At 57.9% G+C, this 25,703-nt stretch carries 23 protein-coding genes; 5 read left to right on the forward strand and 18 right to left on the reverse strand.

The window, feature by feature from the left end:
* The first annotated feature begins 132 nt into the window (after positions 1-132).
* From RFN28_RS29375 to RFN28_RS29390, 4 genes are all read left to right on the forward strand, one after another.
* Positions 133-1,212: a substrate-binding domain-containing protein gene (locus tag RFN28_RS29375; protein ID WP_320290635.1), complete on the forward strand. Its 1,080-nt coding sequence runs from the start codon at positions 133-135 to the stop codon at positions 1,210-1,212.
* A 38-nt stretch (positions 1,213-1,250) separates the two neighbouring features.
* On the forward strand, positions 1,251-2,045 hold the full coding sequence (locus RFN28_RS29380; protein WP_320290636.1) for an ATP-binding cassette domain-containing protein: 795 nt from the start codon (positions 1,251-1,253) through the stop codon (positions 2,043-2,045).
* Positions 2,046-2,167: 122 nt separating this feature from the next.
* A complete protein-coding gene (locus RFN28_RS29385; RefSeq protein WP_320290637.1) occupies positions 2,168-3,271 on the forward strand; it encodes a sugar ABC transporter permease in 1,104 nt (367 codons plus the stop codon).
* A gap of 190 nt (positions 3,272-3,461) precedes the next feature.
* Positions 3,462-4,172 (forward strand): HAD family hydrolase, encoded by a 711-nt coding sequence (locus tag RFN28_RS29390; protein ID WP_320290638.1) that lies wholly within the window; start codon positions 3,462-3,464, stop codon positions 4,170-4,172.
* A 131-nt stretch (positions 4,173-4,303) separates the two neighbouring features.
* Here RFN28_RS29390 and RFN28_RS29395 read toward each other — a convergent pair whose 3' ends face one another.
* From RFN28_RS29395 to RFN28_RS29420, 6 genes are all read right to left on the reverse strand, one after another.
* A complete protein-coding gene (locus RFN28_RS29395; protein ID WP_320290639.1) occupies positions 4,304-5,110 on the reverse strand; it encodes a phosphodiesterase in 807 nt (268 codons plus the stop codon).
* Positions 5,111-5,145: 35 nt separating this feature from the next.
* Positions 5,146-5,988, reverse strand: a complete 843-nt coding sequence (locus RFN28_RS29400) for an ABC transporter permease (RefSeq protein ID WP_320290640.1) — start codon at positions 5,986-5,988, stop codon at positions 5,146-5,148.
* A gap of 7 nt (positions 5,989-5,995) precedes the next feature.
* Positions 5,996-6,880 carry an ABC transporter permease gene (locus RFN28_RS29405; protein ID WP_320290641.1) on the reverse strand — a complete coding sequence of 295 codons (885 nt, stop codon included), beginning with the start codon at positions 6,878-6,880 and terminating at the stop codon, positions 5,996-5,998.
* Complete coding sequence (locus tag RFN28_RS29410; protein ID WP_320290642.1) at positions 6,877-7,980, reverse strand: ABC transporter ATP-binding protein; 1,104 nt, start codon at positions 7,978-7,980, stop codon at positions 6,877-6,879. Before RFN28_RS29410 ends, RFN28_RS29405 begins: the two co-directional genes overlap by 4 nt.
* 81 nt (positions 7,981-8,061) lie before the next feature.
* Complete coding sequence (locus RFN28_RS29415; protein ID WP_320290643.1) at positions 8,062-9,228, reverse strand: extracellular solute-binding protein; 1,167 nt, start codon at positions 9,226-9,228, stop codon at positions 8,062-8,064.
* A gap of 469 nt (positions 9,229-9,697) precedes the next feature.
* Positions 9,698-10,987, reverse strand: a complete 1,290-nt coding sequence (locus tag RFN28_RS29420) for an aspartate aminotransferase family protein (RefSeq protein ID WP_320290644.1) — start codon at positions 10,985-10,987, stop codon at positions 9,698-9,700.
* Between the two features lie 103 nt (positions 10,988-11,090).
* Between RFN28_RS29420 and RFN28_RS29425 the strand changes: the two genes are divergently transcribed.
* The gene (locus RFN28_RS29425; RefSeq protein WP_320290645.1) at positions 11,091-12,020 is read left to right on the forward strand and encodes a LysR family transcriptional regulator; all 930 of its coding nucleotides are present in this window, start codon (positions 11,091-11,093) and stop codon (positions 12,018-12,020) included.
* Positions 12,021-12,050: 30 nt separating this feature from the next.
* On the opposite strand, the gene RFN28_RS29430 is transcribed toward RFN28_RS29425, so the two are convergent.
* The 12 genes from RFN28_RS29430 to RFN28_RS29485 form a co-directional block, all read right to left on the reverse strand.
* On the reverse strand, positions 12,051-13,097 hold the full coding sequence (locus RFN28_RS29430) for a Gfo/Idh/MocA family protein (RefSeq protein ID WP_320290646.1): 1,047 nt from the start codon (positions 13,095-13,097) through the stop codon (positions 12,051-12,053).
* Positions 13,098-13,124: 27 nt separating this feature from the next.
* On the reverse strand, positions 13,125-14,588 hold the full coding sequence (locus RFN28_RS29435; protein ID WP_320290647.1) for an aldehyde dehydrogenase family protein: 1,464 nt from the start codon (positions 14,586-14,588) through the stop codon (positions 13,125-13,127).
* Positions 14,589-14,655: 67 nt separating this feature from the next.
* Complete coding sequence (locus tag RFN28_RS29440; protein WP_320290648.1) at positions 14,656-15,231, reverse strand: DUF1349 domain-containing protein; 576 nt, start codon at positions 15,229-15,231, stop codon at positions 14,656-14,658.
* A gap of 69 nt (positions 15,232-15,300) precedes the next feature.
* Positions 15,301-16,329 carry a proline racemase family protein gene (locus tag RFN28_RS29445; protein ID WP_320290649.1) on the reverse strand — a complete coding sequence of 343 codons (1,029 nt, stop codon included), beginning with the start codon at positions 16,327-16,329 and terminating at the stop codon, positions 15,301-15,303.
* 84 nt (positions 16,330-16,413) lie between these two features.
* The gene (locus RFN28_RS29450; protein ID WP_320290650.1) at positions 16,414-17,097 is read right to left on the reverse strand and encodes a GntR family transcriptional regulator; all 684 of its coding nucleotides are present in this window, start codon (positions 17,095-17,097) and stop codon (positions 16,414-16,416) included.
* Positions 17,098-17,192: 95 nt separating this feature from the next.
* A complete protein-coding gene (locus tag RFN28_RS29455; protein ID WP_320290651.1) occupies positions 17,193-18,839 on the reverse strand; it encodes a choline dehydrogenase in 1,647 nt (548 codons plus the stop codon).
* 87 nt (positions 18,840-18,926) lie between these two features.
* Positions 18,927-19,838, reverse strand: a complete 912-nt coding sequence (locus RFN28_RS29460; protein ID WP_320290652.1) for a dihydrodipicolinate synthase family protein — start codon at positions 19,836-19,838, stop codon at positions 18,927-18,929.
* Positions 19,839-19,962: 124 nt separating this feature from the next.
* Entirely contained in the window at positions 19,963-22,116 is a 2,154-nt protein-coding gene (locus RFN28_RS29465) for a N,N-dimethylformamidase beta subunit family domain-containing protein (protein WP_320290653.1), read from the reverse strand.
* Between the two features lie 61 nt (positions 22,117-22,177).
* A complete protein-coding gene (locus RFN28_RS29470; RefSeq protein WP_320290654.1) occupies positions 22,178-23,395 on the reverse strand; it encodes a sugar ABC transporter permease in 1,218 nt (405 codons plus the stop codon).
* Between the two features lie 8 nt (positions 23,396-23,403).
* Positions 23,404-24,177, reverse strand: a complete 774-nt coding sequence (locus tag RFN28_RS29475; protein ID WP_320290655.1) for an ATP-binding cassette domain-containing protein — start codon at positions 24,175-24,177, stop codon at positions 23,404-23,406.
* Between the two features lie 13 nt (positions 24,178-24,190).
* Positions 24,191-25,294 carry a substrate-binding domain-containing protein gene (locus RFN28_RS29480; RefSeq protein WP_320290656.1) on the reverse strand — a complete coding sequence of 368 codons (1,104 nt, stop codon included), beginning with the start codon at positions 25,292-25,294 and terminating at the stop codon, positions 24,191-24,193.
* Positions 25,295-25,484: 190 nt separating this feature from the next.
* Positions 25,485-25,601, reverse strand: a complete 117-nt coding sequence (locus tag RFN28_RS29485; RefSeq protein WP_430679166.1) for an aldehyde dehydrogenase family protein — start codon at positions 25,599-25,601, stop codon at positions 25,485-25,487.
* Between the last annotated feature and the right edge of the window lie 102 nt (positions 25,602-25,703).

Below are 25,703 nucleotides of genomic sequence, written 5' to 3' on the forward strand. Positions count from 1 at the left end.
GGGAGCTCGACGACGCTTACAAAAGGATTGACTCTTTCTATATTGGATTCAATATCCAACATCCGATATGCGATAGAACTGCCTACCGTCGTATTGAGGATGCCTCTGCAAAATTCTATCAAGGGGAACAAAATGAAGAAGTTCATGACCGCCGGCCTGGGCGCATTGGCAATCGCAACAGCCTTGAGCGGAACCTTTGCCTCAGCAAAAGAACTCAAGGGATCTGTCTATCTTCTGGTCCCGAATGTCAGCACACTGCGCTGGGCGAAATTCGACATTCCAAACATCACGGCTGCGCTTCAGAAAGAAGCGCCGGGCGTGAAACTGGAGGTGCTGAACGCCAACGACAACATGCAACAGCAGTTGTCTCAGGCAGAATCGGCGCTTGCGAACGGCGCGCTCGGCATCATCCTCGTCGCGGTCGATCCCCCACGCTCAGCGGGCATCCTCGCAAAGGCGGATGCTGACGGGGTACCCGTCGTCACCTATGCGCATGACCCTGGCGCAGGGCCGGTCGCCTATCATGTCGTGGTTCCGTACTCGGACATCGGCGAAGCGCAGGGCAAGCTGCTTGCCGAAAACTTGCCCGAACACAGGCCGGTCAGATTGGCGTACATGCTCGGAGATCCCAACTTCTCGTTCTACAGCGAACAGATGAAGGGATGGGACAAGAACATCAATCCACTTGTCGCCAACGGCTCGGTCGAGATCGTCTGCCGGGCAGACGCAATGTTCTATCTTCCGGCCAACGCTCAGAAAAATATGGAGCAATGCCTGACCAAGGCCGACAACAAGGTCGACGCGGCAGTGATCATGAATGACGACACGGGCGGCGGCGTTGTGGCAGCTCTCGCCAATCAGAACCTTACAGGCAAGGTGAAACTGTTTGGCGGCTACGACGCCACTCTCGAGGGGATCCAGCGAGTTCTGGCTGGATGGCAGGCAGCCGACATGGCGCCCGGTTACAAGGCGATGGCGAATGCTGCGGTGAAGCTGCTGTTGTCGAAAATAGAAGGGCAAGAGCCGCCGGCGGACTTGGTGACCACCCGGTTCGACAACCATTTCGTCAAGGGCGGAGTCCCGACCTTTGCCGGCCCAAACGTCTTCATCACCGCCGACAACGTTCAGACAACCGTTGTTGATGAGGGGCTCTTCACCAAGGCGGAAATTTGCACAGGGATCGCGGTCGGCTCCGCCTTTTGCAAGAAATAGGCAGCCCTTGCGTATCGCCTCAACGCAAGGGCAATGACATGGCGGCGCTGCTAGCTCAACAGCCAATCATCGAAGTCCGAAATGTCTCCATTCATTTTGGAGGCATCTCGGCTTTGACGGATGTTTCATTCGACGTCTGGCCAGGCGAGGTGGTCGCATTGGTGGGTGACAACGGTGCCGGCAAATCGACGCTGATCAAGATTATCTCCGGCGTCCAAACCCCAAGTGCCGGTGAGGTACTTTGCGGAGAAGAGAGAACGTCGATCCGAACGGCGCACGGAGCGGCGGCCGCAGGGATACAGACGGTCTACCAAGACCTGGCGATCTGCGACAATCTCGATACCGTTCAGAATCTCTTCCTCGGACGCGAACTGCGGCGCCCGTGGTATTCCGGAAATCGGCTGAACCGGCCGAAGATGGAGGCTGAAGCCCGTCGCGTGCTTTCCAGCCTCGATGTCAAAATCAAGGATCCAGCGGTGCCTGCAAGCTCTCTTTCAGGAGGCCAGCGCCAGTCAGTGGCGATATGCAGGTCAATTCTTACTGATCCGAAGGTGGTCGTGCTTGATGAACCGACAGCAGCACTTGGAGTCGCCCAGCGGCGCCAGGTCCTCGGGCTGATCGAGCGCCTTCGTGAGCAAGGTCGTGGCGTCATCGTTGTCTCTCATGATCTTGGCGACGTCCAGCAAGTCGCAGATCGCGTTGTTGTTCTCCGGCTTGGAAGGAAGGTCGTGGAGGTCGTGCGGGGATGCTACTCGCGTGAGGATCTGGTGAGCGCAATCACGGGCGTTATGAACGACCAGCAACTCAAAGCCGAAAAAGACCAGTCAACGTGAAGGACGCCGATCGCTTGTCACATCACCTGTCAGCGGCACCAAGCATAAACCCGCCTCACCGCAAATGGCCTAGCTGGCAACAGATCTTCGAAGATCTCGCAACTCGTTGGCGGATGCTACCTGTGCTGGTCGCCCTCGCCGTCATTTGGGGCTATTTCTATTGCGAGAACCCTCTCTTTCTTAGCCCGCGCAATCTGTCGAATCTTTCGATGCAGATCGTCGTCACCGGCACGGTGGCGTTGGGGATGTTCTTTGTCCTGGTAATTGGCGAGATTGATTTGTCGGTGGCGGCCGTGGGGGCTGTTTCGGCGGCGATATCGGCAAACCTCGCCGTCAACATGGGTGCGGAAACTACCACGGCGGTAGTCGCTGGCCTTGCCCTCGGCGCCTGCATCGGCTTCCTCCAGGGGCTAGCGGTCACAGTGTTTCGGGCGCCGTCGTTCATCGTGACCTTGGGGACTTCCCTGGCCTTGCAAGGAGCTTTGCTCCAATTGCTGCCTCAGACATCCAGCCTGATCTCGTTGGTCGGGCAACCGCTAGGAAACATCGGGAACACATACCTACCTGCTCGGATAAGCGTGATGATCGTGGCGATTCTCGTGGTCACGCTTTTTCTGCTCAGAATCCAGGACCATCTTGGCCGGCGCAACGAAGGCGCTGGCTCGGGCTTATTGACAGGAGTGATCACTCCGGTTGCAATCGCCTCGCTTCTTGGCGTCGGTGTGATCGTTGTCTTCGATGCGTATCGGGGAGTTCCGATGCTGGTCGCCATTCTCCTGGTCCTGCTGTCGTTCTTCGCCTATATCACGGCCCAGACCCGATTCGGGCTTTACCTCTTTGCCATAGGCGCCAATGCCGAAGCGGCCCGAAGGGCTGGAATATACGTCTCTACCCTTCGCATTGCGGGCTTTACGCTTACGGGACTCTTTGCAGCGATCGGGGGCATGATGGCCGCCGGCCGGGTGCTTGCAGTCTCTCCCGATTCAGCAGATTCAACTCTCCTTCTGGAGGCAATTGCGGCGGCTGTCATAGGTGGCATCAGCCTCTTTGGTGGTCGCGGATCAGTCTGGTCGGCACTGATTGGAGCACTGGTCATTGGCAGCGTTTCGAACGGAATGCTTCTGATCAATGCATCGACATCGACTCGGCTTGAGGTGCAGGGAGCAATTCTGACGCTAGCTGTCGTCCTTGATGCTCTATTGAGCCGCCGCGCACTGCGTCGATAGGCAAAGCTCGATGACGCGCTCCATCACGCTATGCAGCCCAAAGAAACGCTGATTGGCGAGCGGCTTCACCGCCGTGACGACCCATAAGCGTCATCAATTAATTCATCTACTGAAAGTCCTTGTTGGTGATAGCCGACAGTGGATAATCGCCAACTCGCTAAACGGTGTCAGAAGTGGAAAGGAACCGAGGGTGACCATACGTGCCATTGCATGGGACATTGACGGCACGCTCGTTGACAGCGAGCCCCTCCATCACGAGGCGCTGGTCACCGTTTGCCGCCGCTGGCGGGTGGACTTGTCGGATGTCCCCGATGAACAGTTCACTGGGGTGCATATGCCCGACATCTGGCTCGCTCTTGCCGATCGGATGCCACCGACCCTGACCGAGGAGAAGTGGAACACTGCGATCGTCGACTACTACGTTGCGGAATGCGCTACTCTCGAGCCGTCGCCGGGGGCGATCGAGGCGATGTACTATTTCGACGAACGAGGTATCAGACAGGTCTGCGTTTCAAATTCGGCGCGTGCAATCGTCGACGCCAACATTCGCGCCCTCGGGATCACGGAGCGCATTTCATTCTCGATAAGCCTCGACGACGTCCGGCACGGCAAGCCGGATCCAGAGCCTTACGCCACAGCATGCGCCAGGCTCGATCTCCGACCCAGGCAGGTGCTAGCGGTCGAAGATAGCCTTGCCGGGCTGCGGTCTGCACGAGCTGCCGGCCTGTTGACTGCGTTCTACAGCCCGAGGAACGAGGTTTCAGTCGATGCTGACGTCGTCGTCACGGATTTGCGGCAACTTCCGGAAATAGCTCGTGGCTTCACGGTCGGCAGGTTCTCGTTCTCTGATGCTGGGCGAGAGCACCATCGCGCCACCATTGCGGATCGCTCCGACGGCTAGCTTTTGCCAGCCGAAGAAGAAGCCTTGACTGACGGGGAAAGGCTCTTTTCGGAAACCCGCCCTTGGCAGCCAAGACACCGGCAATGGATGTCCGAGCAGACGGATTGCCATAGCCGGCTTGTCCCACTGGGCTAGAACCAAGGACCGCGATCGTCGTCCGGGCCCATTTGAGCTGGGCGGCGGTTCAAAAACGCATCCATGTGGACCACTATTTGGTCGGTCGAGGCGTGAACCACCGCATACATTGCAGGTTCGTCGCTATAGATCGTTGGCACCGAGCCGCTGACCAAAGGGAGTTGATGTACCAAACTCGGTGGTGCCGAGAAGCTTATCCCGCGAATTTGCCCACTGATCGGACGATGGGCGTGGCCAAAGAAGATGTGGCGCACCGGATGGCCACGGAGCAAGGCAAGAAAGTCTTCCCCATCCTCGAGCATGATCAGATCCATGAGACCGTGCGCGATCCCGAAGGGCGGGTGATGCATAAAAAGATAGGTCGGAAGGTCCCCTGCTGCAGCGAGCTCGGCCTTGAGCCAGGCCTTGCGATCATCGCAATATAACCCCGCGGAAGAGGGCGGTCCCTTTAGTGTATCGAGAAAAAGGAACCGCGAACCTCCCCGCGTCGTCGAGCTCTGTACGAAGCCCCTTCCATCCTTGGGTACACCTGGGAAAACCGACTGAAAGTGAGCGCGATCATCGTGGTTTCCCAACATCACATGAGTTTCAATGGGAAATTCGGAAAGCAGGGCCTTTAGCCGCTGATACGCCTGGATCTCACCTTTCTCCGTGAGATCGCCACTGATTACGACGAAACCGGCATCGCTGTGAAACCTGGCAATGTCCTTCAAACAGGCATCGAGCCGGGCAAATGGGTCGATCCCCCAAAGCTCACCGCCTTCGGGCAGGAGATGTAGGTCACTGACATGAACCAATTTCACAGTTTCCGCTCCAACTCTCATGGTGGTCCCGGCCGTCATGGGCCAGCAGTCTCACCCACCGGCGAGGCCGCAGCATCCGATTCCGCAGCGGCTCGCCGCTCTGCGCGGCGCCGAGAGATCTCATACAAGGCTGTGCAGACGATCGTTGTCCCAATCAGGATCAAAGCAAATGCGTTGATGGTCGGGGTAATGCCGCTCCTCACTTTGGAAAACACGTAGACGGTAAGCGTGTCAGAGGTGCCGCGCGTGAACAGCGTGGTGTTGAAATTTTCGGTCGACTGGAAGAAAGCGATCGCCGCGCCTGCCCACATAGCTGGATAGAGATGAGGCAAAAGGATACGCCGGACTACCTGTCCATGACTTGCTCCCAGATCAAGCGCTGCCTCTTCAAGCGCATGGTCGAACGTTTGAAGTCTCGCAAGCACTAGCAGCATGACAAGCGCCGAGATGAAGGAGACCTGGCCCAGCACGGCAAGATGCAGTCCTGCGGGCACTGAGTATTTGTTCCAGAACAGCAGCGTCGAGATGCCGGTGACCGCGCCTGGTGTCAGTATCGGCGCCACCATGATTCCATAGAGACCGGAGCGGATTGTGCCGCCAAGGGTGTTTATGAGAATGGCGCCTGCAGTCCCGATCGGCACCGATAGGGTCACGACCGCCAGGGCGACGAGAACAGTGTTGCGAAACGCAACCCACATACGCCCGTCGTTCCACAAATCCACAAACCAGCGATCGGTCAAGCCCATCCACGGCAACACCGAGGGGAACCGTGAATCGTTGAGAGCGGCACCTCCCATCACAACGAGCGGCAGCAGCATGTAGACTAGGAAAACTACGACGTAGACGCGGAGGAGCCAGTTTGATCGCTTGTGCTTCATGGCCGCTTCACTTCGCGATGTCGGAGAGACTTACGCGGAAGATCCGCATGACCGCCGAGACAAAGAAGGTGCAGAGCAGCAGCAGTAGGAAGGCGTAGGCAGAACCTGTGTTCCAGTCCTGCGACTCAAACATCCACTGCTGGATGATCTCGGTGAACCAGCGGGAGTTCGTCGAAGCAAGCAGGGTCGGAACCAAAATCGAGCCTGCCGAGAGCATGAACACCATAACCGAGCCCGAGGCTATTCCTGGCTTGGAATGCGGAAGGACCACCCGCCAGTGAGTGCGCCACCACGGCGAGCCCAGGTCCTCTGCCGCCTCGATCTGGTTGGTATCCAGCGACTGGATCGAGTTGTAGATCGGGAAAAGCATGAACAGCACATAGGTGTAGACGAGACCGATGATGATGCTCCTGAATCCGCTGATCCAGCGGATCGGCGTTTCGATAATCCCGACTTCCGTAAGAAAAATGTTGAGCGGTCCTTTCAGCGACAGGATTATGAACCAGGCAAAGGACCTCAGGATTTCGCTGACCCACAGGGGGATTAGCAGCAGCATGAAGATCGTCGGGACCGCCTTGCTGCTTGCCACCTTGGCCAAGTAGTAGGCAAGAGGATACGCCATAACGAAGCAAAGCACCGTGACGATGCTGCTATAGAGAATAGTCCAGATAAATACCTGTATGTGAATAGGGCTCTTGAAGAAAATCAGGTAGTTATCGAGACTGTATACATCCTTCGGCCCGCCAACTTCCCCAATTGGCAGGTAGGGCCGGAAGGAATTCTCAAAAAGATAGAGGTAGGGAAGGATCACCAGCACCAGCAGCCAGAAAGCTGTCAGTACCACAAGCGTGACAGTGAGTGAGGCGCCGTAGCGGCGAAGCAAGTGGTTCATGCGCACAGCCCCGCACTCACGGGCGCCTCGTCGGTGAGGACAATCGCCCTGTCTGGCTCAAAGGTCATATGCAGCTTCGCGCCGGGCGCCGGAACGGCGGCGGCTCCATCATTGCGAACCTGGACCGTGTGCATTCTTCCATCGCGATCGGTGACCAGGATGTTTATGAAATTGCCCTCAAAGGTGACATCGGAGACTGCAACAGGAATGCTGTTGAAGCCATCGGGCTGGGTGTCGACCAGGCGCGCGTGTTCAGGCCGCGCGTAAAGCTGGCATCGCGTGGTTTTGGTGACGCCAGGCCCCAGGGCGGCGCGGAAGGTACCGAGTCCTGTCTTGAACTCTACGAAAGAGCCAGAGATCGAAACGATCTCCCCCGGAAAGATATTGTTCTCACCGACAAAGGACGCGACGAGTCCGTTGACTGGATGGTTGTAAATCTCTCGCGGGGCCGCAACCTGCTGCAATCGTCCTTGTGACATGATCGCCACCCTGTCCGACATGGCGAGTGCTTCGCCCTGGTCGTGGGTGATATAGATAAAGGTTACGTTGGTACGCTTCTGGATGGCGCGCAATTCAGCGCGCATGTGCTGGCGAAGCTTGAGATCGAGAGCTGATAAAGGCTCATCTAGCAGCAAGACCTCCGGCTCGACAGCGAGGGCGCGGGCGATGGCGACCCGCTGCTTCTGGCCGCCGGAGAGTTGACTGATGGATTTGTCGGCCGCTCCTGGCAGGTCGACAAGTTCCAGAAGCTCCTCGGCCTTTGCCCTGCGGCTCCTCTTGTCGATGCCGCGGACCTCGAGGCCGAAGGAAATGTTCTCCCATACGGGCATCAAAGGAAAGAGGGCCAGGTTCTGGAAAATCAGAACAGTCGGACGCCGGTTGGGGTGAATGCCCCGCATGTCCTTTCCGCCAAGCCGGATGACACCTTCACTCGGCTCTACGAAGCCAGATATCATGCGAAGGATAGTCGTCTTGCCACAGCCCGACGGGCCCAGAAACGAAAAGAATTCTCCCGACTTGATCGAGACACTCACTCGATCTACGGCGCGAAAACTGCCGAAATCCACTGAAACGGACTCAAGCTCGACATCCGCGCTCATCGTTCCTCCCCAAGCAACGCAATGCAATCCGAATGCGACACCGCCAGACGCTGAGCCCGGCGGTGCCGTACTAGATTTGGATCAAGCAGCTTTCCATTTGTCGGCGTATTCGCCTCGCAGCTTGATGAACCATGCTTCCTGGCTCGGCCACCACCAGAGCTTCTGCAAGGCGTCCTGCGGGTACGCGGCCGCGTAGAACTTTTTCACTTCGTCGCTCGTAAGTTCGATACCACCTTTGCCGACAGGATTCGCTGCGAAGGCCGTCGCCCACAGTGCCGATCCCTCGGCGGTGGACACCCACTTGGCGAACTCGTGCGCCTGTTCAACATTCTTGGCATTGGCCATGAGCACCAACCCCTGGTTCCAGCCGAAAGCACCTTCCTTGGGAGCAAGGAAGCCGAACCCGTCGCCGCGCAGATTGAAGCCGGTGGAGTCCCAGTTTTGGCCGATGACGGCGCCGTTGGTGCGATAGGCGGCCTGGGCATCGTTTTCGCTGCTCCAGAACTGCGCGATGTTCGCCTTGTGCTTGACCGCCTCGGCAAGGGCGATGTCCCAAAGTTCGCGCATTGTGGCTTCGTCGCTGTAGCTCTTGATCCAGGGCTTGGGCAATTTTCCCTCAGCATCGAGCCAGCGGCCCATGGCAGCGAGCGACGAGTGAGCACGAACTGCAACCTTGCCCACGTACTTGTCATCCCACAGGTCGCCGAGGCTGCACTTGCCGTATTCGGTCGGTGCATCCTTGATGCTGTATACCATCGCCTCCGTTCCCCAAACGGTCGGAACGTAGATTCGTTTGCCATCGGCGGTAGCGCGCTTGCCGGCATCGCCGTCGGCAAGACCGGCGATGTAATTGTCCATCGCGAGCTTGTTTGTATCCCAGCCCTGCACCAGGCCATTGCTTGCCCAGCCGGCAACCCGATCGAGCGAGGGCTCGACGACGTCGAACGCGCTGGTTTGCAGAGAAACCTTGGCTTGTGCAAACATCGTATCCTGGTCGGGCTGTTCGGTGAAGACCACCTTGATCCCCGTCGCCTTCTCGAAAGCCGGGAAGACCTTGGCCGCCATGTCAGGATAGCCCGACCATCCCATGAAATTGAGGCTTCCGGACGATGAAAAGGCGTTTCTGACATAGAGCGGGCCGGCAAGTCCGACAGCACCTGCCGCAACGGCCGCCTTCAGTATCGCGCGACGACTCAACTGCGCGGCGCGCATGGTCTCGACCGCAGTGCTCGAATGAAACTTCTTCATGGCTCTTAACTCCTCCAAGCGTCCCGACGCCCGGTCGAATCCGCTGTTATGATTGACCTTTACCCTTGGCCGATAACACTCGGCTTCTTTCTTAATTTCTCTGTGACGGCTCCGCGTCTTCGAACGAACTATCGCCGAGAAGGCCAGCCCTCGGAAGGACGATCTTCTTTAGGATTGAGTTGCTATGCTTATGAATGTCGTCACATAAATGTCATGAGCGCGCTCGAGCGAGCACTTGGCTCGCGCCCCAACCGCTAAGGCACAGCGCGCGTCCGACGACCGCCGCCGGGGCCATGGCTGCCAAGCAATGATCCAATCAATCCTCCGGCGGAGTTTTGAGCCTGCGCCGGAGGATACCGCCATTGCCAGGGAGTATAGCAAGGGCGTCTAAGCGGCCTAGGCGCGCGGTATTCTTGATCGAAGAGAGCTGGTCCGCATACGCTCCCTGCACGCGCTTACTTAGACCGTCTCAGGCAATACCATCCGCCTCGATTGACCCCAAAACATCATCCAACACGTCGAGCGCCAAGGACATCTGTTCATGCGTGCAGTCGAGAGGGGGTTTGATCTTGATTAGGTTGCCGAGGCCGGCATAGCGGCTCTCGCCAAAGAGCACGCCCTTCTTGAGACCACGCTTGTAGACTTCACTCGCAGCGCGGAGTGCCGGCTCCTTCGTCTTGCGGTCCTTCACCAGTTCGATCGAGACGAACAGGCCGGGACCGCGGATATTGCCGATCAGTTTGCGCCGGTCGGCAATCTCATGCAGGCGCTGCGTCGCGTAGGCACCATGGTCGCGCGCCTTCTTGCACAGGTCGTCGGCGATAATGGCATCGATAGTTGCGACCGCAGCCGCCATTGCGACCGGGAACTGTCCGAAGGTCAGGGCGTCTTCACCCGCTTCGAAATTGTCGAGCCTGTCACTCGCCATGATTCCCGCCAGGGGGAAACCGCCGCCGATGCCCTTCCCAAAAGTCATGATGTCCGGGACGATGCCGTAGTAGTCGGCGGCGAACATCTTGCCGGTACGGCCGAAGCAACTCTGGATCTCGTCCCAGATCAAAATGATGTCAAATCGGTCGCAGATCTCGCGCACGCCCTTGAGGAAGGAGAGCGGCAGTTCGATGTGCCCGCCATTGCCGAGGATCGGCTCCATCATGATGGCGACGACACCGCCGTCGACGCCCTTCATGATCGTGTCTTCAAGTAGTGAGAGACAGAGTTTGGAATCCTCCTCCACATCGAGCCCGAGTCGCGGACGATAGGGATCGGGATGGGGAACGCGGGTGAAGCGCGGCTGGATGGGAAGGAAGGGATTGTTCGGATGCGGCCAGCTTGCCGCCATCGTGGTCAGCGAGCGCCCATGATAGGAATCTTGCAGGATGATGACGTTATGTCGCCCGGGTCTGTTCTTGTATGCCAGCTTGATCGCCATCTCCACCGCGAGACTGCCATGCAGGCAATAGCCGATGCGGTTAAGATCGCCTGGGGAGATTTCTCGCAGCTTCGCCGTCAGCTGCAGGAGCGGAATGGTGTTGAAATTGGGGCGCGCATGCGTGATCTCGCGCATCTGAGCGATGGCGGCGTCGATGACGCGCGGGTCGTTGGCACCAAGATTGTTCGACCACGCCTGCGATGTGCAGTCGAGATATTCCCGACCAGTGTCGTCCCATACGAGAGACCCCTTGGCGCGCACCAACGTGATCTTGTTGTCATCACCCTCTCTCGGGTCATGCACAAGCGACCGCTTGCCGTGCTCCAACTGCTGACTGATGTTCATGGCTCTGTTGGGCCTCCCTTTCTCTGCGGGCGATTATCCATCGGAAGCCATTGACAACAAGGACGAATGGCGGAACGATTAATTCATGGTGCTTATGAATATCCAACTTCGGCACGTGCGGTCCTTCATTGCGGTGGCGCAGGAGAAGAGCTTCGCCCGCGCTGCCCAACGCCTGAATGTCTCGCAGCCAGCTCTCTCGCAAACCATCATCCAGCTGGAGGAGAACACGGGCTTTCCGCTGTTCGAACGCACCACGCGCGCGGTGAGCCTCACGCCCTCTGGTGAGAAGCTGCTCGCCAGGGCTCTGTCGCTCGCCCGGTCCATGGATTCATTTCAGGATGAGGTGCGGCGCCTGCAACTGACGCTCAAGAGCGAACTACGCGTTGGCTTCATGATCGGCACGGCGGTCGAGTTCATACCAGCGATCGTCAGGGAATTTGAACGGGTGCGGCCGAACGCTATTCTGCATCTGAAGGAGTACGATTTTTCCGATCCGAGCGCCGGCCTTATCGCGGGTGAAGTCGATTGTGGCATCATTCGCCCACCGATAGGTGCGGAAGACATCGAGATTGTCGAAATTGCTCGTGAGAAATGCGTGGCCTGCCTGCCGGTTGGCCATCGTCTAACCGAAAGGTCATCGGTCCGGCTCGACGACATTTTGGATGAGCCAATCATCGGGGCACCCACTCCTGGCGTCTGGCGCGACTATTGGCTGGCGAGTGAATATCGAGACAGCAGCCGACCCGCCAAGGTCGTTTTGGAGGTGGCGACCGTCGAGTCCGAACTGCAGGCGGTCGCTATGGGGCGTGGCATCAGCATTACGGCCGACAGCACGGCACGTTACTACGGGCGACCGGGTGTTGTCTTTCGCGACATAACAGACATGCGCGAGTGCGTGATTGGTATCGGTCACCGCGGCGAGCCAACTGCGCTTATAGCAGACTTCATTGCAGTGGTTAGGCGCATATCAGTGGTTCAAGAAATGAGGGTGAGCCCGACGAGCGAAATAGTCTGAAGCCCGCTGCCTCATTTAAAGCAGATCGGCTCACCGACAGAATATCTCCGCGACTGGTGGCCGCTGCTGATGAATCTGGATCCGCGCCTGCTTCGCCGCCGATTTTCTTATCGCATCGAGAATTTGCATTTCCGCGACGGCGTCGCCGATAGGCCAAGGTTGCTCTATTTCGCCCCTGACAGCACGGGCAAAATCACGGACCTCATGTTCATACTGGTTTGCCGGTGGAATACGGATGACTTCGACATCCTGGTCGAACATGTCGTCTCGCTTCCGTACCCTGATGACTGTCTCTTGTTTGATCGAAGGCCAGACCGCAACCGGAATTTCCATCCAGCCGAGGGTGCCGATTACCATGATCCAGTGAGCCCAGGCCTGTAGCAGGGCGCCGCTGAACAGCAGATTGCGGTTTTCAGGGAATTCAAGGAGACCGGCAACGGCGATGTCGACGCCGTCTGGTGAGAGTTTCTCGAAAGTCGCCGTCGCCGCGATCGGTTCAGCACCAAAAAGAAAGCGGGCCGCTGTAATGGGGTAGACCCCGACGTCGCCGAGAGCTCCCCCGCCAAGCTCTGATTGGAATCTGATATCCTGCGGATTGTCGTTGACCACGCTGTAGGTAGCGTGAATCTGAGTGACGCGCCCAAGCCTGCCACTGCGGATGATTTCGCGCGCAGCGAGCCAGCGCGGATGATATCGGACCATGAATGCTTCTGATATCTCCACGCCAGTTTCGAGTTGAACGGCCGCCAGACGACGGGCTTCAGCTGCATCGAGGGCAAGAGGCTTTTCGCACAGAACATGCTTGCCGGCCCTTGCAGCAGCAATCGCATCGTCGACGTGCTGATTGTTTGGCGTCGGAACATATACCGCCTCGACAGTCTCGTCTTTCAGCAGGTCTGAAAGTGAGGCGTAGCTACGTGGAATATTGAATTCCGCCGCGACACGAGCGCCGCGCTCGGGATCGCGCGAGGAGATTGCCACCACATCGCACTCCGGCACCGCCTTCATCGCCGGAATGACCCAGTCGCGAGCAATCTTCGCCGTCGACACAATACCGAACCGGACCGGCTTCATCATATGCTCCTTCCGTTGGGCCGCAGACGATCACACACTTGGGCGCATGCGGACAAATGTCGATTTTGCCTGCATGAATTCGAGCAACCCTTCCGGGCCATTTTCTCTGCCAAGCCCACTGGACTTCCTCCCTCCGAATGGAAGTTGGGGAACTGTCTCCAGGTACGAGTTGACGTACACGAACCCGCTCTCGAGCGCACTTGAGACGGCCATTGCGGTATCGATGTTGGACGTCCACACGCCATTGGCCAGGCCATAGTGCGTGAGGTTGGCCAACTCGATAGCCTGGGAAACGCTTCTGAAGGTCGTCACCCCGAGCACGGGGCCAAAGATCTCTTCCTTGAAGATCGTCATACTCGGATCCACACCAGTGAATATCGTCGGCTCGATGAAATAGCCGCTCTCAAGGGCTACCTCCCTGGGCGCGCCTCCACCCACAACGAGTGTGGCTCCTTCATCCTTGGCTTTCTGGATATATCCCAGGACTTTCCGGTGATGATGCTCGTGGATCATCGGGCCGAGATCGGCGTCGACGTCATCAGGCGTTCCAAGCTTCAGCGCCTTCGCTTTTTCTGCCAGCATCGCGACAAAGTCAGACGCAATGGCTTCTTCAACAAGCAACCTTCCGCCGGCGCAGCATTCCTCGCCTTGATTGATGGTGAAAGCCGCTAGTGCACCACCGACAGCGGCATCTAGGTTGGCGTCGGCGAACACGATGTTCGCGCCCTTGCCGCCAAGCTCAAGCGCGACTTTTTTCAACGACTGGCCAGCAAGGCTGGCGATCTTGCGCCCGACTGCTGTCGATCCGGTGAAGGAAATCATGTCGATTGCCGGGTGGAGGCACATTGCCTCGCCTACAACTTCGCCAACGCCCGGCAAAACCGCCAGGACGCCATCTGGGATGCCAGCCTCTTTGGCCAGCCTGGCGTATTCAATTGCGGTACCTGCTGTCAGTTCGGATGGCTTGATGACGACCGAGCATCCGGCAACAAGCGCATAAGGCAACTTCTGAAAGAGCGTCACCGACGGAAAATTCCACGGGAGAATCATACCGATGACAGGTAACGGTTCGTACGTCACCAGGCCCAACTTCTCGGCACCTTCGTGGTTGACCACTCGACCAGGAATGCTCCAAGCGAGCGACGCTGCGTAGCGAAGCAACTCGACCGACCACTCGATTTCACCCCTGGCTGCAGCGATCGTCTTGCCGGCTTCATCAGCTTCTATCCGGCTTAAGGGGTCCAACTCCTTCGTAATGAGATCCGCCCAATGCAGGAGGATCTTCCCGCGCTCGCTTGCCGGGGCTCCTTTCCAGGCGCCATCTTTGAATGTCTCCTTCGCGAGGGCGATGGCTCGTTCGACCTCAGCCGTTCCGGCAAGATGGACACGTGCAACACACTCGCCGGTGGAAGGCGACATTCTCTCGAAGACCGTGCATCCTGCGGGCAACTCGGATCCGCCGTTGATCCAGATCCCGTACTCACGCTTGCTCATTGAAAATCCCCTGAATTGCACAAGCAGCAAATCGCCGAACTACCCATCCACGTAGTTGCGGCTCAACTCAGCCATGAAGCTCTCTGGAGATTGGTGGCCCGACTAAGAAGTCCCGGAATGCGACCTCGAACCCAGCCCGCTGCGGCGAGCAGCACATCATCCCGATATCCACTGACGCCGAAGGAGGAAAATATGCGAGGCGAACTGGCTTCCGGCTGTTGTCGCCCGGGTCCAGATATTGGACGCGAGCCGCCTCGCGATGCCGTGTGAGGCGAATTCTAACTCCATCGGGGCTTGTCGGAACCGCAACCAGCGACCAATCGGAAACATCGTTCGTGACGACAACCGACAGATACATTCGCCCGTCGGTGAACTCGATACCGGCTTTCACCCAATGCGTCTCTCCAAGTCGCATCATAAGGCCGGCCTGGTCGTAGAGGGCTTCGTAGTTGCCCTTGATCGTCACCTCAGCGGTGAAATCCCCCGAGACGCTCCGATAGAGGAAATGGCCATTGTCGCGCCAGAAGCCGTAGAAGGTTTCCCGCCAGAAGTCGGTTTCGCCACCAGTCACGACGCGAAAGACGTTGTCCGTGCTCGTATATCTCGGGGGTTCATTGAGCCATCGCAAATGGTTCTCTGACATCATGGCCTTCCTGGTGTGTGCGTTGATGTGGCCCGGGTGCTGAGCCGCCCTCAGGGATTCGGTGACCGATCAAGCGAACCAAGTGTCGGAAAGGCGGTAGCCTTCCGGAAACGGATCCTCCGGGTCCACACCGTAGTGGCTCACACCTGTCAGCCAGGCCCGGCCTGAAACCTGAGTAATTGTCGCGGGGACGGGTCCCGCCTTGGTTTCTCCGACAATCTCGCAGTCGAATACGGTATCCAGGATCGAAAGGTGCCTGAACCTCTCTCCAACTGCCAGTTCGCCACGCGCATGCAACAGTGCCAGGCGTGCCGATGTGCCGGTCCCGCAAGGGCATCGGTCGATCCGTCCGGGGGACACAACAACTGCGTTCTTTGATGTCTTAACCCCCTTGATAATCTCTATCGGACCCGCAAACTCCGTCTGGTTGATCGTATGAATCAGGGGGTTCTCTGGATGAACCGACGGCAGTTGGACTGCCGCGGCTGCTTTGATCCGCTCGCCGATTTCGACCAGTTGTCTTGCCTCGCTGCGCGCTAGCGTCAGGCCAAGGTCCTCAGAGTTCACAATGCAATAAATCATGCCGCCATAGGCGACATCGACCCGCAGCGAACCGATTCCCGGAACTTCGATCATGCTGTCGCGGTGCATCACAAATGAGGGAATGTTGCGGAAGGTGATTCCACGACACTTGCCGGCCTGGCACTCAGCGATGACCTCCACCAGTCCGGCCGGCGTATCAACCCGGACGATCGTCCGCGGCTCTTTCATCGGAATAATGCCAGCCTCCAGCGCCACGGTAACGGTGCAGATGAGGTTCGAGCCGGACATCGGGACGAAGTAGTCCGATTCCATGACGATCATGCCGATATCGGCATCAGGATGAATCGGCGGCGTGATCAGGTTGACCGCTGCGTTCACACTGCCTCTGGGATCGAATAGAAGCATGTTCCGAAGCCAGGAACTGTCTCGCTCAAGGTTCGTCATCCGCTCGAACATGGTTGCGCCACGCGGTGGCAGGACGCCGCCTGTGATAACGCGGCCAACCTCACCTTCGGCGTGAGCGCCGACAACAGTTATCACGCGGTCAAGCTGCATTGGTCACCTTTTGTATAATGGCTGTCATATCCAATATCCAATTATTTCGACGGCCACTTGACGCAAGATCCCGTCAGCTAGCGATCAAGTGTTTTCGAGATCCAGCCGCGCCTGCAAGCCAGCTATCACGTCGTCGCGGGCGTCTGCTATGTGCTTCTTGAGCAGCTTCTGCGCGAGTGCCTGATTGCCTTCGGCAAACGCCGCCGCCAGTGCCTGATGATCTTCCAGCGCTTTCGCCTGCGCAGATCGTGCGTCAATCTGGAGCCGGAGATACCTGTCTGCCGAAGTGTATAGCGACGACAGCAGCGCAAGCGATCTCGGCCGCCCGGATGCGCGAGATAGCGCCTTGTGGAATGACCAGTTCAGCTCACTTAACCTCGCCGGCGATTCCTTTGACTTCAGTGCCTTAGTGTATTCTTCGAGGGCACTCTGCACATACGCGATATCGCCCTGTGTAGCTCTTTCCATAGCCTTCTTCAGAACGAATGGTTCAAGCGCGAGCCGGGCCTCGAAGATATCGATCGCGTCTTCCACGGTAAGAGATGCGACAACCGCACCTTTGTGGGTGTGAATGACAACAAGCCCCTCGCCCTCGAGCTGAAGCAGGGCCTCGCGAATCGGAATGCGGCTCACACCCGCCTCTTCGGCGATCGCCTCCTGCCGGATCTGCTGCCCCCCTTTGTAGAAGCCGGATATTATCCGGTCGCGGATGAGGTCAACCACGGAAGAGGTGACCGTGCGACGTTTGATGGCGACTGACTGATTCATGTGAGACCTTACCGCAAACGATTTCTGCATATTGAATATAGGATAAGCAGATTCGGCGCCAGTGAGGGTTCGAAGAGCCAAAGCAAAACACGCGCCTAGGTCCAACGCTTGTCGTCCGCATAGTGCGCCGGCTGGGGCAAAAGTGGTTGTCGGCCTCGTACGCGGTCTACCATCTTCTCCGCGATCATCATCGTGGGGCAGTGTAGGTTGCCATTGGGAATGCGTGGCATCACCGAGGCATCGATTACTCGAAGGCTCTCGACTCCATGGACCCTGCCCTCGTCATCGACGACAGCCATATCGTCATCGCCCATGCGGCAGCTCGAACAGGGGTGATATTGCGTACCCATGTTCTCCTTCAACCAGGCGAACACATCGGCATCTGACTTCTTTCGCAGGCCCGGGACAATAGCTTCGCCACGGATGCTGTCCCAGCCCTTCTGTTGGATGACCTCATCGGTATGGCGAACGCCATCGATCAGATTGCGCCTGTCTTGCTCCTGCTGGAGATAGTTCAGGACGATGGATGGGTGCAGCCGCGGATCAGGCGACTTGAGGGTGACCCCACCCCTGCTTTCCGGCCTACCGAGACAGACCTGGTATTGAAACCCTTCCTCGATGTTCACTTTGCCATGCATGAGTTCGCCCAACATCGGCAGAAATTCATGCTGGATATTGGCGTAGTCGACGGCGTCGCTGCTTTTGAAGAAAGAGCCGACCTCCCAGAGATTGGTTATGCCAAGCCCTCTCCTCAAGAACAGCCACTGGGCGCCGATGAGGGCCATCTTTATGAGGTTCAAGTCGACCGCCGGAGAAACACCTTTGTGGGAGGCGCGATATTTCACCGAGACGGCGACATGATCCTGCAGACCCTTTCCTACGCCTGGAACATCGGCGACGCTTTTAATGCCCTGAGAGGCGAGTTCAGCGGCAGGACCGACGCCGGAAAGAAGCAGCACATGCGGAGAGTTGAACGCTCCTCCGCAGAGGATGACTTCGCGTTCAGCTTCTGCCGACTGGATCTGGCCATCCTTCTCGAACGTGACGCCGACGGCTTTCTTTCCGCTGAACTCCACCTTGTGAACCAGGGCGTTCAAAATCAGGTCGACATTGCCCCGCCGGACAGCCGGACGAAGATAGGCTCTTCCGCCGCTGGCGCGGATTCCATTGTCGATGTTTGCCTGATAGGCATGAACGCCTTCCTGGCGATACGCGTTGTAGTCTTCGGTCAACGGATGGCCGGCCTGCTGGCCTGCCTCCAGGAAAGCACGGAACGGCTCAAGTTCCGCCTTCAGGGTCGTAATGCGGATGGGCCCCTGCCCGCCCCGATACTCGTTTCCGCCTTTGTCGTAGGACTCCAGCTTCTTGAAATAGGGAAGGCAATGCGCGTAGGACCAGTTGGAAAGCCCGTCCTCCGCCCAGCGGTCATAGTCACGCGGATTTCCCCTGACGTAGACCATACCATTCAAGGAGCCCGAGCCGCCGAGCATCTTTCCGCGAAGATGAGTGACCATGCGCCCGCCAAGCGCCGACTCAGGTCCGGTTTCAAACTCCCAGATCCTCTTCTTGTCCGTCAGCGGATAGGACATCGCAGCAGGCATGCGCACGTAGATCGAATTGTCGTGCGGGCCGGCCTCGAGGACCAGGATGCGGACATTGGAATCTTCGCCAAGCCTGGCCGCAACGATAGAGCCCGCCGCGCCGGCCCCCACAATAATGTAGTCGTACTTATTCGAGCGCATCCCACGCCTCACTTCCGCTTCAACCGCCGGCAATCGAAATGGGCGCAAACTATCCACCCGTGCCTTCTCAGGAGGATGATCGAGAGATCATGCCGCCTTCGGCAGCGAATAATTCTCGAGCTGTTTGATCGCGTCCCTGATCGTGCGCGTTACAAATTCGCGCTCGCTGCCGAAGAGTGGAAGACGCGGTGAGCGGACCCATTCGGGCGAGCCGTAGACCAGGCTTTCGGCAAGCTTGATGTACTGGACAAGCTTCACATGCGTGTCGAGATGGAACGAGGGCGTGAGCAGCCTATAGAGCTGGAGCGCTTCTTCCTTGCGGCCCTGGGCGCAGAGATTGAAGAGGGTCACGGCTTCCTTGGGCCAGACATTCGTCATGCCCGATACCCATCCAACGGCGCCGAGCGCGACGCTCTCGACGATCTGATCGTCGACACCGCAGAAGATCTGGTAACGATTGCCAAGCGCGACATACATATCAGTTACGCGACGGACGTCACCGGTCTCTTCCTTGACGGCTACGATGGTCGGCGAATCCGACAGCTCCTTCAGAATTTCCGGAGTGACGTCGATGCCATAGGCAATCGGATTGTTATAGATCATGATTGGAAGCCCGCTCGCCTTGGCAAGGCTCTTGTACCACTCTGCTGTCTCGCGGGCGTCCGTCTTGTAGGCGAGGCTGGGAAACGCCATCAATCCCTCGACACCAAGTTTTTCGAATTCGACTGCGCGTGCATTGGCGTCGGCCTGTGTGATCTCCGCAAGGCCCGACAGAAGCGGCACGCGCCCGGCGACAACTTCCTTGGCGCTGCGGATAACGAGTTCCTTCTCGGACGGAGCGAGCGAAGCATTTTCTCCAAGCATCGGCAGAACGATGACACCCGAAACGCCGTTCGTGATGAGCCGGTCAATGCTGGATTGGGTGGCCTCGACATTGATCGAGCCGTTTTCATTTAGCTTGGTCGTTACCGCGGGAAAGACCCCAGTCCACTTCGTCATCTGCGTTCCTCGTTAGCCTATGCGCTTCACACGCGAGTATTGTATCCAATCTCCAATATCCGATCTTCTAGCCTGGAGCAACCCCGCTGCGACCTGCTAACAGCGCTCGATGCCGAACGTGTTGCTACCCTTCTCGCAGAAAATGCCGGAGGACGTTGCTCGTCAGCTTCGCAACGTTGTTGTCATAGTTGTTGAAAGCGAGTGAACCGGCCCAGCAGATGGATCCCACGGAGAGTATCCCCCCACCCAATCCAGTATCGATGAAAACGACATCCGATCTCACATTCGGATTGAACGGCCCGCTCACATTCGGTTCGACCTGAGTGACCGATTCCAGGAATGGGTAGTAGGTGTCGTTGTGACGCGAGCTGAGTATCACGCGAGCATTGCTCGGGGTTCCAGCCGAAAAATCAGCGCTGTCCAACTCATCCCCTGCCGCACCACCGAGGACGTAGCCGAAAGCTCCGATCATTTCGTCGCCGAGTCCCTCGAAAATGAACGAGAGTTCGGGGCTGTATGAATCCTCCGTTCGAGAATAGCCTGACGCCGTCCCCCAACCGACGCCAGCCGAGGCGACACCAAATAGCAGCCGGCTGCTTTGACCACGGTGCGAATAGAGCCCGCCAATCTCTCCGGTGGAGGCATGCAACAGTTCCGCAGGATGAGACGTCCAGTTCCGCTCGCCGGAATATCCGCGACGACACTCCAGCGTCATGCAGTCGCCCCTGTCGTAGCTTGTCACCCAGTACCAGCCGTTCCCGCCAAGATACATGAGACTTCCGCCTTGAGCGGCATATGCTCTCAAAGCATCCATCTCCACGGATGTTGGATATTCGGGGTGACTGCCTGAAACCACCACGTCGTATCGGCTCAAAAGCTCCATACCGGATTGGTGCAGATCTGCGTCAGTCGCCACATCGAAGCCAACGCCAAATGTCTCCAGCCATCCGATGATGTAAAAGTCGGCGGCAAAATGTCGGCGCGCCGCGTTGAGCCAGGTGATGTAGTTGGGACGGAAATTGACGACCGGCCGTTTCCACGAGGAATGCGTGACGCCGCTGCCATCAGCATGCCGATCGTAGATCGACAGGCCAAGTTCGGGATGGGTATGAATGAATGTATCAATTTCGTTCAGCTGGATCTTATCGCGCATTCGCTTCTCATGCGCCTCACCACGTTCACCGTAGCCCAGATGCTCATTGGCGTAGGCCAGGTAGGTGTTGGTCGGGGCCAGAAACAGGATCCTGTTCGTCGAACCCTCCGTCGGCCGGACGAAGAATGGGAGATGCTCTACCTGATCGCCCTGGGTGATCTTCGCTGCATAGATACCGCTTGGAGTCGTCTCCGGAAATGTCGCCTTAAAGTCGGTCTCCCAGCCCGCATCGTTGAGATCGTCCTCATGGAAATGGATGGCTGACCATTCGGACGGGTTCTCCTGGTACCGGACCTTTGTGCCCATCCACTGTCGGCCCCGGACCCCGCGGACTGGACGATTGACGAGCCGTCCATGGAAGCCATTGCCGGAGACATCCGATATGGCCAGTGTATCGATCCCGACCGAAAAATGCCATGACGCAATTGGCTCTCCATCCTCCTGCGCGGGAGCGGTAAGGAACGAAGGATTTTCAATGCGACCATTGAACCTGTCGATCGGGAAGCTGCGCTCATCGAGATTGGCACCGATGAGAATTCGCTGAACACGTGCCCATTCGGGCGCGGCCGCTAATTCCAGAAACTTCTTCTCGCCATAGCGCTGAGCGGGCCAGAGCCCGTCGACATTGTATTCAACGACTAAGCCATGCTCATTTCGTCCGCCTGCAACATGGACCCACCTTCCGACACAGTTCTTGAGATCTGCCGAAAGTGTGTTGGCGTTTTCCTTGGAACCAAGCCGGAGTTCGAGCTGTCCCCTTGCAATGACCAGGGACCAGGAAGTCTCCGCCCGGTCGGTTTTCACGGCCAGGACCGTCTGGCAATCCCGGTCAAGCAGAGTTGGCTGAACCCAGACATCAAAACCAAATGTCGAAATGGCAGGCGGAGGCTCGGGGCTAATGATTGCATAGGAACCGGGACGGAGTTCCTGAGCGCGACCCATGAAAATTCCGGCAGCGCTGTTGTCGACCTTTTCTTCTCTGACGGTCTGATCGCCGCCATCCACCGATACGCCGTGGAGTCGAACAAACTCGACCGAGTACGGCGCCGCCGCCGCACTAACCTTGAAATCGATCGTGTCGCCGGGTCGAATGCTGATCTTATCTGTGTACCCAAGTATCTTCACGTCATCGTCCCCGAACTGAACTCTCCAAGGCCCCGGCAACAGCGCTACGTTGCAAAACGTCTCAGGATTTCGCTTCCTTGGACAGAAGCCCGTCGGCGGTAACGGCAAGCACCAGGATGAGGCCCTGGACAAGGTACTTGACCTCAGTTGGTGCGCTGATCAGGGACAGTCCATTGGTGATGCTGCCGATCAGCAAGGCACCCAGAAGGGCGGCCCAGACAGAGCCACGGCCGCCGAACAAGCTGGCTCCGCCGATCACAGCTGCGGCGACTGCTTCCAGCAGCAGCGTGCCGCTTCCGGACTGTGCGGAGACCCCAAGAGTACGGGAGGCAGCAATGATGCCGGCGATACCCGCCAATGCGCCAGCGATGACAAACGTGTAAATACGAACCCGGCCGACGTTGATAGCGGCCCGGCGACTTGCTTCTATGTTGCCGCCAATTGCGTAGAGATGAACGCCGAACTTCGTTTGCGTGGTGACGTAGGCCATGCTGGAAAGCAGGACGGCCAACAGCGCGACGGGTGTCGGAACGCCACGATCCAGGTTGAGAACGGCGACAACGACGCCGCCCGCTAGTCCCAGCGCCAGGATTGGCAGTAGAACGTTGCTAAGTATGGATTGGTGAATGCCAAGGCGTCTCTTGTGGTTCGAGGATTGCACGAGCAGGGCTGCAACGACGCCAATGCCAACAGCCAGAAGCAAGTAGCCGTAGGCCGGTGGCAGGAAACTGTTAGCGATCCATTGGACGTCTGTCCCCGACAGCGGGATCGACCCGCTCCTGGGCAGAAGCAGCAGCAGCGCTCCTTGCATCGCCAGCGAGGTGCCAAGGGTGACAATGAAGGCCGGCGCCCGGAACCTGGAAATGATCAGACCTTGAACTAGTCCAACTGCCGAGCCGGTGACAATTGCTGCCAGCAGGCAAAGCCAAGACGGAAGCCCCACGGCGACGAGCAGATATCCCATGACGCCTGCCGTCACAGCACTGAGTGCGGCAACCGACAGGTCGATCTCCTTAACAATCAGAACGAGGACTAGACCCAAAGCCAGCACGGCGGTCACAACGATCTGGACTGCTAGGTTGGTCAAATTTCGCGGCGACAGAAATCGATCGTTCATCGCATAGAAAAACAGCCAGATCAGTGCGATGGCGATAAGAACCGGGACAAAGCGATACCTGCCGCTGATCCCATTCACGATTCGTCGACGCAAGTCAGAACCAGTTCGGTCGTCCCGCACATTGGCTTCCTTGGCAACGCGTAAGCTATTGGCATTCTTCATCGGTCTTCCTAGGCAGCTGCAACTGACAGGCCGGTGATCGCCGAAACGAGATCATCCCTGGAGAAGGTTCCGCGGCTGAATTCGGCTACCTTGCGGCCAAGGCGCAGAACGGCAACCCTGTCGGCCATCTCCTGGACGTCTGCAAGGTCATGAGAAATGACGACCACGCCATGATTAGTCGCGCGAAGTCGCATTATCAGGGCCATGACTTCCTTGCGCTGGGCAACGCCGAGCGCGGCGGTCGGCTCGTCGAGCAACACCACCTTTGGCTCCCACAGAACAGACCGGCAAATCGCGACTGACTGCCGCTGTCCTCCGGAAAGGCTGCCCACTGGAACAGTAAGGTCGCGAAGGGTGCTCACGCCGAGTTCACTCAGAACCCTGCGCGCCTGGTTTTCCATGTCCGCGCGCCGCAGCCGGCTGCCGGCGAGGAAGCCGCTCTGCAATTCCCGTCCTAGGAAAAGGTTCTGGACGGTATCGAGATTGTCGCACAGAGCGAGGTCCTGATAGACGGTCTGGATTCCGTGCCGCATGGAGTCATGTGGGGCAGCGATCCGAACCGGTTCGCCGTTGATCCGGATCTCCCCGGTGTCGGGTATGTTGATACCGGCGATAGTTTTGATCAGGGTCGATTTTCCCGCCCCGTTGTCGCCGACTAGGGCGACAACTTCTCCCGGGCGGACAGCAAGAGAGACCCCCTCCAGAGCGTGGACGCCGCCAAAGTGCTTGCTGATATTCCTGAGCTCGAGAACAGGTTGGCTATTTTCGTTGACGGAGTCCATGTCGCGCTCTCGCTTACTTAGCGCAGAACGCCGCGCTCACAGCGGGACCCGCGCAGACTTCCTCACGCGTTAGAATTCCCTTGTCTATCAGTTCCGCCTTCACGTTGTCGCGAGTGATGAAGACGTTTTCGTTGAAGATGGCCGGGACGTCCTTCATACCATTTTTGTAGGTGCCGTTGACCATCTTCTTTTCGTCGCCTGTCTTCTCGAGGAGAGCGACGATCAAGCGAACAGCACTGTCCGCCATCGCATGGTAAGGGGGCACCATGTCATTCTCGATCCCACCCGACAGAAGGTGCTGGATGGTACCCGCCTGACTGTCGTACCCGCCGAAAACCTTCACTTTGCCGAGCAGGTTCTGCGCTGAGAGGCTTGCTATGGTACCATTCGCCGAACTGTCGTTGTGGACCAGGATCGCGTCGACATCGCCGCCCGCCTGCTGAAGGCAGCCGTCGGTTGCGACGCGCGCATTTTCCTCCGAGAGCAGCAGGTTGTCGGTCTTGCACACGATCTCGACCTTGCCCTGGTCGACGAGAGGTTTCAGCACCTTCTCGGTGCCACTGACAATCTCCCGGTCGAAGAAAAAGGACGGATCGCCGGTGATCAGCCCAATGCGCAGGGGCTTCTTGGAATCTCCCAGCGACTTGATTGCGAAGTTGGCGACGCCCTCACCAATCGGCTCGAAGGGCACCGTTACATAGTAGTCGATGTCGCTGTTGTCGGAGTTGTACGCATAGCCCACGACCGGGATGCTGGCATCATGCGCCACCTGGACGATTGCCTGGCTTTGATTTGGCACTGCCGGTGCAAGAAGGATCGCCTTAGCGCCCTGCGTTACGGCAGCCTGGGCCTGCTCGAGTTGCTTTGAGGGATCATTGTCGGCGCTCAGCACGACGAGCTTCAGATTGGGCGCATATTGCTTCAGAGCCTCTTCCATCCCCGGTTTGTCGTAGGCCTCGAACCGTGTGATCTGGGAGTTGGGCGTCAGGAAGTAGATTGTTCCTTCCAGCTTCGAGGCATCCTGCGCCTGAGCGACTGGCGCCATTGTCGCAAAGGCCAAACAGGCGGCAACCTTCACAACAGACCACAAGCTGCCGAGTTTGCAGATTTTTTTCATAGTTCTCCCTCCATTTTTGGAACTTGATTATAAAGGATATTGGATACAAAATCGGTGCGTGTCAACCAGTCGCAGCGGATCGAGCCCGATCTTTTGAAGCTCGCGCGCGGCGGCCGGCTACCGCATGTCTATCAATAAGCCCTTTGCGCCTGCACTTGACCCTGCCGGGAACACGGGAATGGACCCTGCATCAGCAAAACGATATTTGCGCCTTGCCACCGAGCTCAAGGGCGACCTTCTTCAAAGATTGTCCGGCAAGGCTTGCAATCTTGCGACCGACAGCTGTCGATCCAGTAAATGAGATCATGTCGACGCGTCTTGATGCAGGCAAAGTGCCTCGCCCATCTGGACGTCAATCGCCAAACATGTATATTGGATACGCAAAGATGTATATTGGATACATCAGAAA

This window comes from Mesorhizobium album, from assembly GCF_033977205.1.
Taxonomy (GTDB): Bacteria; Pseudomonadota; Alphaproteobacteria; order Rhizobiales; family Rhizobiaceae; genus Mesorhizobium; species Mesorhizobium album.